The 14,184-nt window shown below is 66.0% G+C and carries 13 protein-coding genes; 7 read left to right on the plus strand and 6 right to left on the minus strand.

What is annotated here, in order from left to right; all coding sequences use genetic code 11:
- Positions 1-8: 8 nt before the first annotated feature.
- Positions 9-755 carry an aldolase gene (locus QGV55_RS01275; protein ID WP_281018690.1) on the minus strand — a complete coding sequence of 249 codons (747 nt, stop codon included), beginning with the start codon at positions 753-755 and terminating at the stop codon, positions 9-11.
- A gap of 180 nt (positions 756-935) precedes the next feature.
- On the opposite strand from QGV55_RS01275, the gene QGV55_RS01280 reads away from it, so the two are divergent.
- Both QGV55_RS01280 and QGV55_RS01285 read left to right on the plus strand, forming a co-directional pair.
- A complete protein-coding gene (locus tag QGV55_RS01280) occupies positions 936-2,147 on the plus strand; it encodes a TauD/TfdA family dioxygenase (RefSeq protein ID WP_281018689.1) in 1,212 nt (403 codons plus the stop codon).
- A gap of 24 nt (positions 2,148-2,171) precedes the next feature.
- Complete coding sequence (locus tag QGV55_RS01285) at positions 2,172-3,335, plus strand: PLP-dependent aspartate aminotransferase family protein (protein WP_281018688.1); 1,164 nt, start codon at positions 2,172-2,174, stop codon at positions 3,333-3,335.
- Between the two features lie 2 nt (positions 3,336-3,337).
- Here QGV55_RS01285 and QGV55_RS01290 read toward each other — a convergent pair whose 3' ends face one another.
- Positions 3,338-3,763: a GFA family protein gene (locus tag QGV55_RS01290; protein WP_281018687.1), complete on the minus strand. Its 426-nt coding sequence runs from the start codon at positions 3,761-3,763 to the stop codon at positions 3,338-3,340.
- A complete protein-coding gene (locus QGV55_RS01295) occupies positions 3,760-5,568 on the minus strand; it encodes a feruloyl-CoA synthase (RefSeq protein WP_281018686.1) in 1,809 nt (602 codons plus the stop codon). Before QGV55_RS01295 ends, QGV55_RS01290 begins: the two co-directional genes overlap by 4 nt.
- Positions 5,569-5,670: 102 nt before the next feature.
- Here QGV55_RS01295 and QGV55_RS01300 point away from each other — a divergent pair, with 102 nt between their 5' ends.
- Positions 5,671-6,702, plus strand: coding sequence for an N-acetylneuraminate synthase family protein (locus QGV55_RS01300; protein WP_281018685.1), 1,032 nt, complete (start codon positions 5,671-5,673; stop codon positions 6,700-6,702).
- A complete protein-coding gene (gene neuC / locus QGV55_RS01305) occupies positions 6,699-7,856 on the plus strand; it encodes a UDP-N-acetylglucosamine 2-epimerase (RefSeq protein ID WP_281018684.1) in 1,158 nt (385 codons plus the stop codon). The genes QGV55_RS01300 and neuC overlap by 4 nt, the downstream gene beginning before the upstream one ends.
- On the opposite strand, the gene QGV55_RS01310 is transcribed toward neuC, so the two are convergent.
- Both QGV55_RS01310 and QGV55_RS01315 read right to left on the minus strand, forming a co-directional pair.
- Entirely contained in the window at positions 7,850-9,358 is a 1,509-nt protein-coding gene (locus QGV55_RS01310; RefSeq protein ID WP_281018683.1) for a lipid II flippase MurJ, read from the minus strand. The two genes, neuC and QGV55_RS01310, sit on opposite strands and share 7 nt — an antisense overlap.
- The gene (locus tag QGV55_RS01315) at positions 9,358-10,572 is read right to left on the minus strand and encodes a CDP-glycerol glycerophosphotransferase family protein (RefSeq protein WP_281018682.1); all 1,215 of its coding nucleotides are present in this window, start codon (positions 10,570-10,572) and stop codon (positions 9,358-9,360) included. Before QGV55_RS01315 ends, QGV55_RS01310 begins: the two co-directional genes overlap by 1 nt.
- Positions 10,573-10,693: 121 nt before the next feature.
- Here QGV55_RS01315 and QGV55_RS01320 point away from each other — a divergent pair, with 121 nt between their 5' ends.
- The 3 genes from QGV55_RS01320 to hisH all read left to right on the plus strand — a co-directional run bounded on the left by QGV55_RS01320 (position 10,694) and on the right by hisH (position 13,502).
- A complete protein-coding gene (locus tag QGV55_RS01320) occupies positions 10,694-12,025 on the plus strand; it encodes an N-acetyl sugar amidotransferase (RefSeq protein WP_281018681.1) in 1,332 nt (443 codons plus the stop codon).
- Between the two features lie 72 nt (positions 12,026-12,097).
- The gene (locus QGV55_RS01325) at positions 12,098-12,841 is read left to right on the plus strand and encodes an imidazole glycerol phosphate synthase cyclase subunit (RefSeq protein WP_348637664.1); all 744 of its coding nucleotides are present in this window, start codon (positions 12,098-12,100) and stop codon (positions 12,839-12,841) included.
- A gap of 4 nt (positions 12,842-12,845) precedes the next feature.
- On the plus strand, positions 12,846-13,502 hold the full coding sequence (gene hisH / locus QGV55_RS01330) for an imidazole glycerol phosphate synthase subunit HisH (protein ID WP_281018679.1): 657 nt from the start codon (positions 12,846-12,848) through the stop codon (positions 13,500-13,502).
- Here hisH and QGV55_RS01335 read toward each other — a convergent pair.
- Positions 13,492-14,184 (minus strand): acylneuraminate cytidylyltransferase family protein, encoded by a 693-nt coding sequence (locus tag QGV55_RS01335; RefSeq protein ID WP_281018678.1) that lies wholly within the window; start codon positions 14,182-14,184, stop codon positions 13,492-13,494. The genes hisH and QGV55_RS01335 overlap by 11 nt on opposite strands.

Consider the following 14,184-nt stretch of genomic DNA (forward strand, 5'->3'; position numbering starts at 1 on the left):
CGGAGCGGTCAGTTCATGTAGTCCGGTTCCTGCTTCTGCAGCATCCGCCGCAGCGCCCCGAAGTGCCGCTCCGCGATCAGCGGGCGTTCCTCCGCCATCTGCTGCGCCGTCATCTGCTGCACCTCTTCCGGGATCGTGCGCAGCTTGCCCCCGGTGGAGCGGGCCAGCACCTGGAACATGGCGGCACGTTCCAGATAGTAGAGGTCGGTGAAGGCTTCCCCCACCGATGCGCCGGTCACGGTCACCCCATGGCTCGCCATCATCAGTACCGCGCGGTTGCCGAGCTTGGAGGCAATGCGATCGCCTTCCTCGATCGCCAGCGACAGGCCGTTGTATTCGGTGTCGTAGGCGATGCGGTCATGGAAGTTCAGGGCGTTCTGCTCGCACATCTTCAGTTCGCCATCTTCCAGCAGGGTCAGGGCCGTGGCGTAGGGCATGTGGGTGTGCAGCACGCAGGTCGCGTTCGGGGCCGCGACGTGGATCCCGCGATGGATGGAGAAGGCGGTATCCTCCACCACCTCGTCCCCCTCCAGCACATTGCCCTTGTCGTCGAGCAGGACCAGCGAAGAGGCCGTGACCTCCGACCAGTGCCAGCCGTAGGGGTTGATCAGGAAGCGGTTGCCGCGCACCACGCCATCCTCGTCCGGTACGGCGAGGGAGAAGTGGTTGCAGACCCCTTCGTTCAGGTCCAGGCGTGCCGCCCAGCGCAAGGCACAGGCCAGGTCCTGCCTCATTTCCTGCATGGTCTGTGTCATGGCTCCAATCTCCCTGCTGATGCATTCGTCCCGCAGTGTGCCGCAGTTTCGGAACGACTGAAACCTGTGTTGCGACCTCACAGGCCTCCCGGCGACACTGCGGGTCGCGATCAGGTCTTTTCCCGAGCAGGCGCGCGACCGATTCTCCGGGGATGTCGGGACAGGATAGGGGAGGAACCCATGCCGGGTGAGAGCATGAACAAGGTGGCGCTGACGCCGGACTTCGATACCTATCCCGTGACGGAGACGATCCGCAGCGCGACCACCGACGGGCGCATCCTGACCCTGGAATGGTCCGACGGCCTGACCGGCCGCTATCACGCGATCTGGCTGCGCATGAACAGCTGTGATCCGGAGACCTTCAATCTGGACACGCGCGAGATCACCCGCAGTCCGCTGGACCTGCCGGCCGAGGTGCGGATCGAACAGGTCTCGGTGCGATCTGACGGGGCCGTCGGTCTGGTGTTCCAGCCGGAGGGGCACGCGGCCCTGTTCGATCCCGGCTGGCTGCGGCTGCATGACTATTCCAATGGCGGGCGGCGCGACGATGCGGCGGTGGCGAAGGTGCTCTGGACCACGGCGGAGTGTCCGGAGCCGCCGACGTTCGACGGCGCGGGTATCCTGGACGATGACGCGACCTTCACGGCGTTCCTGACCGCTGTGGCGAGCCACGGGCTGGCGCGGTTGCGCAATGCACCGGCCGACCCGGACTTCGCCGAACGGTTCGCCAGCCGCATCGGTGTCATCCGCGACAACAACTTCGGCCGTATCTGGAATGTCCGGGTCGAGCCGGGATCGGGCAGCAACGCCTACACGGCGCTGGAACTGGCCCCGCATGTCGATCTGGCGACCCGCGAGTACCAGCCCGGCCTGCAGATCCTGCACTGTGTGGAGAATTCGACCCGGGGCGGGCGGGCCATGATGATCGACGGCTTTCGCGTCGCCGAGGATCTGCGGACAGAGGCACCGGCAGCGTTTCACCTGCTGACCACGGTGCCATGGCACATGTCGAACCGGGCCGCCGACAGCGACTATCGCTGGAATTCCCCAGCCATCGTGCTGGATCAGGCCAGGCGGGTCGCGGAGATCAGGAGCATCTATTTCCTGCGCGGGCCGCTGAATGCGCCCTTCGACCTGGTGGAGGATCTCTATGCGGCGGACCGGCTGCTGCACGAAAAGCTGCTGGACCCGCGCTACCGGATGCTGTTCGACTATCTGCCCGGTGACCTGATGCTGTTCGACAACCGGCGTATCCTGCACGGGCGGGAGGCTTTCGATGCCGCAGAGGGTAGACGCTGGCTCAGGGGCTGCTATCTGGAGCGGGAAGAGCTTGAATCCGCGCTGCGCATGGCCGCCCGAAGGGTAAGAGCCGGAGCCGCAACCGGAACCTGAAACCGATCGAAGGAGCGATGATCAATGGCTGACCTGAAGAACCGGCAGGGGTTTTCGACCCGCGCCATCCATGCAGGCCAGCGGCCGGACCCGACAACCGGTGCGGTGATGATGCCGATCTACGCCACCTCCACCTATGTCCAGGAAAGCCCGGGCGTTCACAAGGGTTATGAGTACAGCCGCAGCCAGAACCCGACCCGTCACGCGCTGGAAGCCTGCGTGGCGGATCTGGAGAATGGCGCACACGGCCTCGCCTTCGCCTCCGGCCTGGCCGCCATGGGCACGGTGCTGGAACTGCTGGACAGCGGTGACCACGTCATTGCCATGGACGATCTCTACGGCGGCAGCTATCGCCTGTTCGAGAATGTCCGGAAGCGTTCGGCGGCGCTGGACTTCAGCTTCGTCGATCTGTCGGACCCGGCGCAGTTCGAAGCCGCGATCACGCCGAAGACCCGCATGGTCTGGGTGGAAAGCCCGACCAATCCGCTGCTGAAACTGGTCGATCTTGCCGCCATCAGCCGCATCGCCAAGGCCAACAACATCCTGATGGTCTGCGACAATACCTTCGCCACGCCCTACTGCCAGCGTCCGCTGGACTTCGGCGCGGACATCGTCGTCCATTCCATCACCAAGTATCTCAACGGCCATTCCGACGTGGTCGGCGGCGTTGTCATCATCGGTGACAATGCGGACCTGAAGGATCGCCTGTTCTACCTGCAGAACGCGGTCGGCAGCATCCTCGGCCCCTTCGACAGCTTCCTGGCGCTGCGCGGCCTGAAGACCCTGGCCCTGCGCATGCGCCAGCATTGCGAGAGCGCCCTGACCGTGGCGCGGCATCTGGAGGCGCATCCGAAGATCGAGCGGGTGATCTATCCCGGTCTGGAAAGCCATCCGCAGCACGCCCTGGCGAAGGGGCAGATGGATGCCTTCGGCGGCATGATCACCGCCTTCATCAAGGGCGACATCGAAGACGCGCGGAAGTTCCTGGAACGCTGCGAGATCTTTGCGCTGGCCGAAAGCCTGGGCGGCGTCGAGAGCCTGATCGAACACCCCGCCATCATGACCCACGCCTCCGTCCCGCCCGAGGTCCGGGCCGAACTCGGCATCTCCGATACGCTGATCCGCTTCAGTGTCGGCGTGGAGAATGTCGAGGATCTGCTGGCCGAGATCGACTCGGCGTTGGGCTGATGTCAGCCGGCCGGGCGGCCCTGTTCCGGCAGCCCTCGCATCTCGCCGATGTCATCCACCCAGTCCAGCGCTGACCGGCACCAGATCTGGATCGACGGGCGCAATTCGTTGCGCTGGCGGGCCGTGCCGAGGCGCAGGGAGAAGGCGTCCGGATCGACCGGCGCGCCGCCGTGGATCGAGGTGCCGCATTCGGGACAGAAGGACAGGGCGCGCTGGCTGCCGCTCTCGGCGGTCTTGATGAAGACCTTCAGCTTGCCGCTGAGCAGGCGGAAATCAGCCGCTGGTACCAGGACGCCATAGCGGAAGGCGGTGCCGCTGTTGATCTGGCAGTCCGTGCAGTGGCAGATGGCGATCCGGTCCGGATCGATCTCGGCCTCGTAGGTGATGTGGCCACAGAGGCAGGCACCGTCGATCTTCATCTTCGTCATCGTCTTTTCTCCGCTGCGGGAACCATGATGCCCAGTGTACCGCGCCGCAGCGCGTCCACCAGTCCGGCCCGCCGTTCCAGCGTGGCGCGCTGGTTGACGTAGCCCTTGTCGGTGATCTCGTTGGCGTCGATGGAGGGGGGCTCCGCCATCAGCACGAAGCGGGCAATGCGGGTGGAGGACGCCGGGTTCGCCGCGTTCCAGACTGCCAGCTTTTCCGCGATGGCGGCACGCACTGCGTCCGAAGCGCAGAGCGCTGCCGGGTCGTCGCCTGCATCCGGGTCCAGAGCGGCGACGGCGGCCATGGCAGGCCAGATGAGCAGGCCGATGCTGTCCGTGTCATGGCCGGTCACCACCACATCCTGCACCAGCGGGGAGCAGGCCCCGACCACGCCCACCCGCAGTGCGCCGACGCTGACCCAGGTGCCGGTGGTCAGTTTGAAGTCCTCCGCCACCCGCCCGTCGAACAGGACACCGGCTGACGGATCATCGGGGTCGGCGAGCTGTCCTGCATCACCCATGCAGTAGAAGCCTTCGTCATCGAACGCGGCGGCGGTGAGGTCGGGTCGGTCGTGATAGCCGGGGGTGATGTTCGGTCCCCGCAGGCGCAGTTCGTACTTCGCGCCGCTGGGCTGGAACTTCAGCTCGCACCCCGGCACCGGCAGGCCGATGTTGCCCGCGCGCGGGATGGAGAAATGGACCAGGGTGGCCAGCGGCGAGGTCTCCGTCGATCCCCAGGCCGACAGCATCAGCGGGCGCGGATGGCCCGACTGGTCCGCCACCCGCTCCAGCCGGTCCCAGAGATCGTGCGGCAGGGCTGCGGCGGCATAGAAGATGGCCTTCAGGTTGCGGAAGAAGCTGTCGCGCAGGTCGGCGTCCCGCTCCAGCGCGGACAGCAGCGCGGCGAATCCGGCAGGCACGTTGAAATAGAGGTTCGGACTGGCGAGGCGCAGGTTCTCCACCGTGCGCCCGATCAGCGGCGGCGCGGGCTTGCCATCGTCGATGTGGAAGGTGCCGCCATTGAACATGGTCAGGTTGAAGCAGAAGTTGCCGCCGAAGGTGTGATTCCACGGCAGCCAGTCGACCAGTACCGGCGCCATGTCGTGCACGAAGGGCCAGGCGGCGGCCAGCATGGCCTGGTTGGCGCACAGCATCCGGTGGGTATTGATCACCCCCTTGGGCATGCCGGTGGAGCCGGAGGTGAACAGGATCTTGGCGACCGCATCCGGTGCGATGGCAACGTCCGGCGCGTTCCCGGCAGTCGGGATCGCATCCATGTCGGCGCTGGTCATCACCGTTGCGAAGCCCTGTTCCGCCAGTGCCTTGAGGGCCGGGGCGAACGGGATTGCATCCTCCACCCAGACCAGGCCGGGGCGGGTCAGGTCGGCGATGTGGCGCAGCTTGGCGTGGTCGGCGCTCATCAGGCTGTAGGCGGGGGAGACGGGCACGGCGGGAATGCCCGCCAGTACAGCACCCAGCGTCATCAGGGCGTGGTCGACGGAATTGCCCGAAAGGATCATCAGCGGCCGTTTGGGGCCGAGGCCCGCAGCCAGCAGATGGTGCGCGATACCTGCCGCGCGGGCATGAACCTCCGCGTAGGTCAGCGTCTGCCAGCCGTCACCGTCGCGTCCTGCCAGAAAGGTCCGCGCGCCGTTTGCCGCGGCCTGCGCGGTCAGCACCGCGCCAAGCGTTGCCGGGTAGTCGCCGAGGGGCACGGGGGAGCGCAGGATCATGGCCCCATCGTCGCGGTGTTCCAGCTCGGCCCGCCGGGCAAGAAACCGAAGTCCGTTCAAGGTCACGTCTGTCATGCTGTCTCTCCCACCCCGGACTGTCCTGATGCCACGACAGCGGCGATGCGGCAAGGACCGGCTGGCTCGACAGTCCGCAGCGAACAGGGTACACGCGAAACCATGGAACATGACCTGACAATGCCGGCCGGGGAGGCTGTCTTCGTGATCGCGGAGGCGGGGGTGAACCACAATGGCGACCCGGCGCTGGCGGCGGAGCTGGTGGTGGCGGCGAAGCAGGCCGGGGCGGATGCGGTGAAGTTCCAGAGCTTCGACCCCGATGCGCTGGTCAGTGCAGGGGCGGAGACCGCCGCCTACCAGAAGCGGGCCACCGGCAGCGACGACCAGCAGGCGATGCTGCGCGGTCTGGTGCTGGACGTGCCGGCGCATGAGGCGCTGTTTGCACAATGCGCGGACCTGGGGATCGAGTTCATCTCGACCCCGTTCGATGCCGGATCGGCGGACATGCTGGTCCGGCTTGGGGTGAAGCGGCTGAAGGTCGGTTCCGGCGATGTCACCAACATCCCGCTGCTGCGCCATCTGGCGTCCTTCGACCTGCCGGTGATCCTGTCCACGGGCATGGCCGACCTGGCGGAGATCGACAGGGCCATTGCCGCGCTGGCGCCGCTGAAGGACCGGATCAGCCTGCTGCACTGCGTCTCGGCCTATCCGACGCCGATGGCGGAAGCGAACCTGCTGGCGATCCGCACGCTGGAGGCCTGTTACGCCCTGCCCATCGGCTATTCCGACCACACCCTCGGCATTCACGCCGCGCCTGCCGCCGTGGCGCTGGGCGCGCGCATCATCGAGAAGCATCTGACCCTGGATCGCGGCCTGCCCGGACCGGATCACGCCGCGTCGCTGGAACCGGATGAATTCGCGGAGATGGTGACCGCGATCCGGGCGGTTGGAACCGCGCTGGGTGATGGGGTGAAGGCCCCGCGCGGCAGCGAGCTTGATACACGCCGGGTTGCGCGGCGGGGCCTGAAGGCGGCGCGTGACATGGGGGCCGGAACGGTGCTGCGGCTGGAGGATATTGCCGTGCTGCGGCCGGAGACCGGGTTCGCGCCGCACCTGATCGACGATCTGCCGGGCCGGACCTTGCGGCGTCCCCTGCGCCAGGGCGCGCCGATCCTGCCGGAAGACCTTGAATGAGCGGACCTGCCGGGACACGACGGATCGTCTATGTCACCGGCACCCGCGCCGACTATGGCCTGATGCGCGAGACCCTGCGTCGCATCGATGCCCATCCGGCGCTCGACCTCAGCCTGTTCGTCACCGGCATGCACCTGCTGCCTGCCTATGGGGAAACCGTGCGGGAAATCGCGGCGGACGGACTGCCGATCGCCGCCTGCTGGCCGGTTGAACTGAGTGGCGCGGACGGGGGCGAGATGGCACTGGCGCTTGCGGAAACCCTGCGCGGATTCATCGAGACCTTTCGCGCGGCCCCGCCGGACCTGGTGCTGCTGCTCGGCGACCGGGGGGAGATGCTGGCAGGGGCCATCGGTGCGCTGCATCTCGGCTGTGCCACCGTGCACATTCATGGCGGGGAACGCTCCGGCACGGTCGATGAACCGGTACGCCACGCCATCTCGAAGCTGGCCCATTTCCACCTGACCGCAACGGAGCAGGCGGCGACGCGGCTGCGCCAGATGGGGGAGGATGACTGGCGCATCCACACCGTGGGGGCGCCGGGGCTGGATGATCTGGCGAACCGCGATGCGGTGGACCGCGCCGCGCTCGCGAAGGACGTCGGGTTCGATCCCGCCCGACCCATCACCGTCGCGGTGTTTCATCCGGTGGTGCAGGACGGCGCGGATGCGGCCCGGCAGATGCAGACCATGCTCGACAGTCTGCTGGCGGCGGAGGTTCAGGTGCTGGCGCTGGCGCCAAACGCCGACGCCGGCGGTTCGGGGATCGCTGACGTGATGCAGCGGGTGGGTGCCGCCCACCCGGGCCAGGTCCGGCTGATCAGCCATCTGCCGCGTGCGCGCTATCTGGCCTGGCTTGCCGCTGCAGACCTGCTGATCGGCAATTCCTCCAGCGGGATCATCGAATCCGCCAGCCTCGGTCTGCCCTGTGTGAACCTGGGGGACCGCCAGATGGCACGGGACCGCAACAGCAATGTGATCGACGTGCCCACCATCGGCGCGCAGGCGGTATCCGCCGCCATTGCGACGGCATTGCGGCAGGGACGGCAGGACTGGCCCAACATCTGGGGCGATGGCCGAAGCGCACCGCGCATTGCCAGCTTCCTGGCGGAGGTTGATCTGGTCCCCGCGGTCTTCAGGAAACTCAACAGCTACTGACGCTGCCGCAGGCCCTTCACGGCAGTGCGCGCATCACGGTTGACGGCGATGGCGGTGGCGATGCCGAAGAGCCCGCCGGCCAGCAGGGCGATCAGTCCGGTCGTGGCCGTGCTGCCCTCGAACTGCTGCTCCAGCAGGATCGGGACAGCCATGGCGACCGTGGCCAGTATTGCGGTGATCCATGTCGGCGGCTGGGCAAGCATGGCCGCCATGGGAACGTCCCGGTGGGCCGTCTTCAGCAACAGATAGACACTGCTGACGAACGCTCCGAATACCGCGGCGAGCATCAGATGTATCAGGGACCCGCCCATCGCCTTGACCGCCAGCGCCGCGATCAGGAAGGCGATGAACCCCAGTCCCTCGCCCAGCATGGGTGATCGGGTATCATCCATGGCGTTCAGGACCCGCCGATAGAAGACATTCAGGCCCAGCGGGATCAGGCTGATGGCGTAGGTGGCGGTCAGACCGGCGATCACCGACAGTTCTGTCGCCGTGATGTCACCCCAGCCGAAGACCAGCGACGTGATCAGGTCCCGGCTGAGAACCAGCGCGCCGAAGGCCATGGCGGACAGCACGAGGATCCACGTCTGACCCTGCCGCACGAGGCTGAGGAAGGCGCCACGGTCCTGCTCCGCGCCGCCCGGTGCCAGGCCGGCCAGCCGCGGCAGCAGGATGATGGTCAGGGTCATGATGACGACGCCGAGCGGCAGCAGGACCAGGCGGGTCGCATAATTCACGCCAGCCAGCGCGCCGATGCCGAACAGGGTCGCGAAGGCCCGCAGCGCGAACGGATAGAAGAAGACAACGGACTCCGCCGCCGATGTCTGCACCATGCCCAGGATCATCCGGCGATCGACCAGCCATGGCGTGAGGCTCAGGCCGCCGAAGGCGCGTCGGCCTATGGCGGCCATCTGGATCAGCCAGCGCAGCAGCACACCGCCGATCACCGCTGCAGCCAGCCAGGCCACCGATCCGTCCCGCCCGTCCACGAGCAGGGCAATGATCAGCACCGCATTGATGACCGCTGTGCCGATGGCCGACAGGAAGAACCGGTCCTCAGCCTGCAGCCACGCGATGGTCACCGCGTTGATGGCCGCTATCGGGGCCGCCAGAATGACCAGCGGCAACAGGTCGATGGTGCGCTGCCGGGCGATGGCGTCGAACCCGGGGGCCAGCAGATCGACCATGCCCGACCGCACCGCGATCAGCAGCAGCGCAAGCAGGCCGATGATGGCGAAGATCGCCAGACTGGCCTGGAACAGAAGCTGACTGGCAACACCGGCGCGCTGTCTGAAGGCCACGACCAGGACCGCCGTGACACCGCCCGCCCCCAGCACATTGATCAGGAAATCCGGCAGACCAACCAGGAAGACGGCAATATCCGCCTCCCGCCCCAGCCCGAACGACGCCGCGATCGTCGCCTCCCGCCCGAACCCCAGCAGCCGCCCGATCAGCAGGGCGAGGGCAACGGCCGCGCCGGACCTGAGGACGGCGGCGAGCATCAGTCGTCTCTCTGACGAAGCAGCAGGCGATCAATCTCCTTGATGACATTGGCCGTTGCAGTACCGGTTGGTGGGGCGCCCAGCAGGTCGAGCCGTGGTTCCGGCTGCTCGCGCAGAGCGGTGGTGAGTGCGGCATCAAGGTCTGCGATCGTGGCAATATCGGTGCTCAGACCCAGCGGACCGTAGGGAATGGCATCGTCGGCACTGTTGGTCACGACCGGCTTTCCCGCCAGAGCCGCTTCAAGGCCCACCATCGAGAACTCGGTGAACAATACGTCTGCCGCATGGATGACCGCATGCACGCTCTCCTCGCGCGGACTGACATGGTAGCGATCGTCCAGCCTGCCGAAGTCCATCCGCTGATTTGGATGAGCCCGCAGGATGATGCGCAGGTTGGCGTCCCGATCGAGCATGGTCCGAAGGATATCGAGCTTGTCGGCGACCGGGGCAATCCGGGTATCACCCGTCGTCACGGCAGGCAGGGTCCACGCGATAACGGACCGATCCTGCCAGCCCAGTCGCGTCCGCAGGTCAATGCCGCTCGCCACGGCTGTCTCACTGACCAGTTGATCAAGGGCCGGGTTGCCGGTGACCGCGATGGTGGCGGGGGATCTGCCCTTTGCGATCAGGTGGCGGCGAACGGATTCACCCAGCACGGTCACCCGCGTCGCAAACCCGTTGTCCGCCATCCATTGCCATTCGAAGTCGAGGAACAGATCGCCCATCGCCAGGGAGGGGACACCACGCAGGCCGGCGGCAAGGATCATGGCTCTTTCCGCTCTCGGGGAATTGGTCGTGACCACGAGATCCGGTTTCCAGTCGTCGATCAGACGTCCGACTGTCCGGACGGGAAGGAATGCGGCCCTGCCCTTCTCGGCGAATTCCTTCGCGGCGAACTCCTTGCCCGCGCTGGCTTCGAGCTCGGCGTAGCTGAGCCCCATGTAGGCTTCCGTTTCCGGGATGCTGACAAGGCTGGAGTCCATTCCCGCGGCAAGCCGCTTGCCATGCTGTCGCGCAATGTCGTCACCGGGGCGCCAGAGATCCCTGAAACCGACCGGCTCGAATCCGGCCGATTCCGCGACCGCATGGGCTGTCGTCAGCGCCAGGATGCGCAGGTCCACGTCCCCGCGCTGCCGGAGGGCGCGCATCACAGGCATGACCATGTTGATGTGGCTGGCACCGTAGGAAGCGAACAGGATGCGGTATTTCGTCATCGAAAGGCATATCCCGACTGGCCGCGTTCTCTTGAACGCCCGAAGCTGATAGCTATAGTCCGGTCGCCCGACTGTCCATGGTCATTCCCGGACAATCCTTCAGCAAAGAGCGGTTCAAGACATGGCGAAATATCCGGCGCGCGTTGACATTGATCCTGCACGCTACAGCCCCGATCTGAACGACCCGGAAGTCTTCTACGGCTTGCCGAAAGAGGTCCGGTTCTGCCGGAAGAGCCTGATCTCGAATCAGCGCCCGAATTCAGCCGTCGAATTCAAGCATCGCCGCGAGTCGAAGAAGGAAACCGTCCATTTCGACGAGAATGGCATTTCCGACGCCTGGCACGTGGCACAGCGCAAGCGTGGCATCGACTGGCAGGCGCGGCGCGATGAACTGGAGGCAGTGTTGTCGAAGCACCGCCGCAACGACGGTCACTACGACATTCTGGTGCCTGGTTCGGGCGGCAAGGACAGCTTCTATGCCGCGCACGTTCTGAAGTACGAATTCGGCATGCATCCGCTGACAGTCACCTGGGCGCCGCACATGTATACGGACTGGGGCTGGCGCAATCAGCAGGCATGGATCCATGCCGGTTTCGACAACTACCTGATGACACCCAACGGGCGCGTGCATCGGCTGCTGACCCGCCTTGCGGTGGAGAACATCCTGCATCCGTTTCAGCCGTTCATTCTGGGCCAGAAGCAGCTGGCGCCGAAGCTCGCGACCCTGTTCAACATTCCGCTGGTCATGTACGGCGAGAGCGAGGCCGAGTACGGCAACCCGAAGGAAGATGCGGAGCAGGCCCAGCGCGCCTGGGATTATTTCGCACGGCAGGATGACGAGGATGTCTATCTGGGGGGGTCATCTGTCAGCGAGCTGGTCGGTGACTTCGGTCTCGACCGGGTTGACCTGGAACCCTATCTGCCTCCGGATCCCAACCAGATGAGCGACGCGGGTATCGAGGTCCATTACCTGGGCTATTACATGCAGTGGCACCCGCAGAGTGCCTATTACTACTCCGTCGAGCATGGCGGATTCGAGGCTTCGCCCGAGCGGACCGCGGGCACGTACTCCAAGTACAATTCCATCGACGACAAGATCGACGATTTCCACTACTACACGACCTACATCAAGTTCGGCATCGGGCGCTGCATGTATGACGCCAGCCAGGAAATTCGCTCTGGCGACATCGAGTTCGATGAGGGGGTCGCGCTCGTGAAGCGCTATGACGGAGAGTTCCCGGAACGGTTCGCGAAGGAGATCTTCGAGTACCTGTCCCTGCCGCCGGAACAGTATCCGGTCGCGTCGAAGCAGTTCGGGCAGCCGATCATGGACCGTGCCTACTTCGACAACCTCTGTGACCGGTTCCGCTCTCCGCATCTGTGGATGCAGAAGGATGGCAAGTGGGAACTGCGTCACAAGCCCTGGGAAGAGGCCAGCGAACTCAAGGATTGAGGCTGGAACTGTCCGCCGCCCCCGCTACAGGAACACTGTCACTTGCAACGCCGTACCCGCCTGATTGCCCGCATGGATATCAAGGGGCCGAACCTGATCAAGGGTGTGCGGCTGGAAGGCCTGCGGAAGATCGGTGACCCGCAGTCGCGGGCGGCGCGCTACTACGCCGAAGGCGCGGATGAACTCATCTACATGGACGTGGTGGCGAGCCTCTATGGCCGGAACAGCCTGGTCGATGTGGTGCGCCATGCCACGGAGCACATATTCGTCCCGATCACGGTCGGTGGCGGTGTGCGCAGTGTGGAGGATGCCGATCGCCTGCTGCGCGTCGGTGCCGACAAGGTGGCCATCAATACCGCTGCCGTGCATCGCCCCGAATTGATCAACGAACTCTCGCGGCAGTTCGGATCGCAGTGCATCGTGCTGTCGGTGGAGGCCAAGCTGCGCGCCGACGGGGGATGGGAAGCCTATACCGACAATGGCCGGGAGCATACCGGGCGCGACGTGGTCGAGTGGGTGCAGGAGGCCGAGGCTCTGGGTATCGGCGAGATCCTGCTGACCTCCGTCGACCGGGAAGGGACGCGCAAGGGTCTCGACATCGATCTGATCCGCGCGGTGACCGCGGTTGTCGACATTCCGGTCATTGCCAGTGGCGGTGCAGGCTCCCCCGCGCATGTTGCGGCAGCGGTTTCGGACGGTCAGGCTGACGCGGTGGCCGTCGCCGACATGATCCATTTCGATCGTATCAACCTGATGGACCTGCGGTCGGAACTGTCCGGCGCTGGCCTGTCGCTCCGCAACCCCTCGGCGGGATAGGGCGATGACAGCACGGCATGTGACGATCCTGGACTATGGCGTCGGCAATCTGCGCAGTGTCGCGCGGGCGTTCGAGGTCAGCGGTGCCTCACCGGAGCTGGCCGAGACCCCGGGCCAGGCCGCGCGCGCGGAACGTCTGGTGATTCCGGGCGTTGGTGCTTTCCGGTCCTGCGTCGACGCCCTGCGCGCCGCCGGTTTCGAGGATGTCGTGCGGGAAGTGGTGACGGCGCGGGAGCGGCCCGTCCTGGGGATCTGCGTCGGCATGCAGATGCTCTTTGATGGCAGCGAGGAATTCGGCCAGCAACCCGGTCTGGGATTGCTGCCCGGCATCGTCGCGGGCATTCCGCGCGTTGATGCTGCCGGCAACCGCCGCAAGGTACCTCATATCGGCTGGTCGCCCCTTCAGCCCCCCGACGCGCGGACCGGTGACGGCTGGAAGGGGACTGTGCTGGGTGAAACGGCACCTGGAACGGACGTCTATTTCGTCCACTCCTTCTCGGCCCGCCCGACCGACGCCTCCGATGTTCTGGCGGTCACGGATTATGCCGGCTACGAGATCTGCGCTGCCGTCCGGCATGAGAACCTCTGCGGCGTCCAGTTTCACCCGGAGAAGAGCGGTCCGTCCGGGCTGCAGATCATTCGATCGTTCCTCAGCCTCTGACCGCCATCAGGCCACGGGCCATTTCCAGGTCGAAGGGGCTGTCGATGTCGATGGCGCGCTCTGGGGGGATGATGACCGCTACCGTGTCATCGCCGTAGACCCTGCCGGTGCGGAGCAGGTAGTCGGTGCGCACGGCATAGCACAGGCCGTTGGGGGCGTAGAGGTGCCCCAGGTCCTGCCGCCGTTTCAGCAGCCCCTCGGGGTTGAGCGGGCGGACGCGGCGGTCCGGGTCCACGGTGACGAACAGGTCTGGGGACTTAGCCTGCTCCGTGAAGGTGACGGCACTCTCCGCGCCGGTGTCGAGGAGGGCCGCAACCGTGGCGTCAATGTCCGCGGATGTCCGGAACGGGCTGGTGGCCTGCAGCAGCACGATGACATCGTAGCCGCCCCCCAGCGTCTCGACCGCATGGATCAGTGCATCGGTGATCTTCGCCGTGTCGCTGGCCAGTTCCGGTGGGCGCAGGAAGGGCACGTCCGCACCATGCGCCCGCGCCGCGTCGGCGATGCGCGGGCTGTCCGTGGAAACGATGGCGCGGTCGAGCCGCGTCGCGCCCCGGGCCGCCGCGACGGTCCAGGCGATCAGGGGCTTGCCGCCGAGATCGAGGATGTTCTTGTCAGGCAGTCCCTTCGAGCCACCACGGGCGCAGATCACGCCGAGCGCTCGGTGACCCGTCGCTGACAT

The organism is Minwuia sp. IMCC3009, from assembly GCF_029909415.1.
In the GTDB taxonomy this organism is placed as follows: domain Bacteria; phylum Pseudomonadota; class Alphaproteobacteria; order Minwuiales; family Minwuiaceae; genus Minwuia.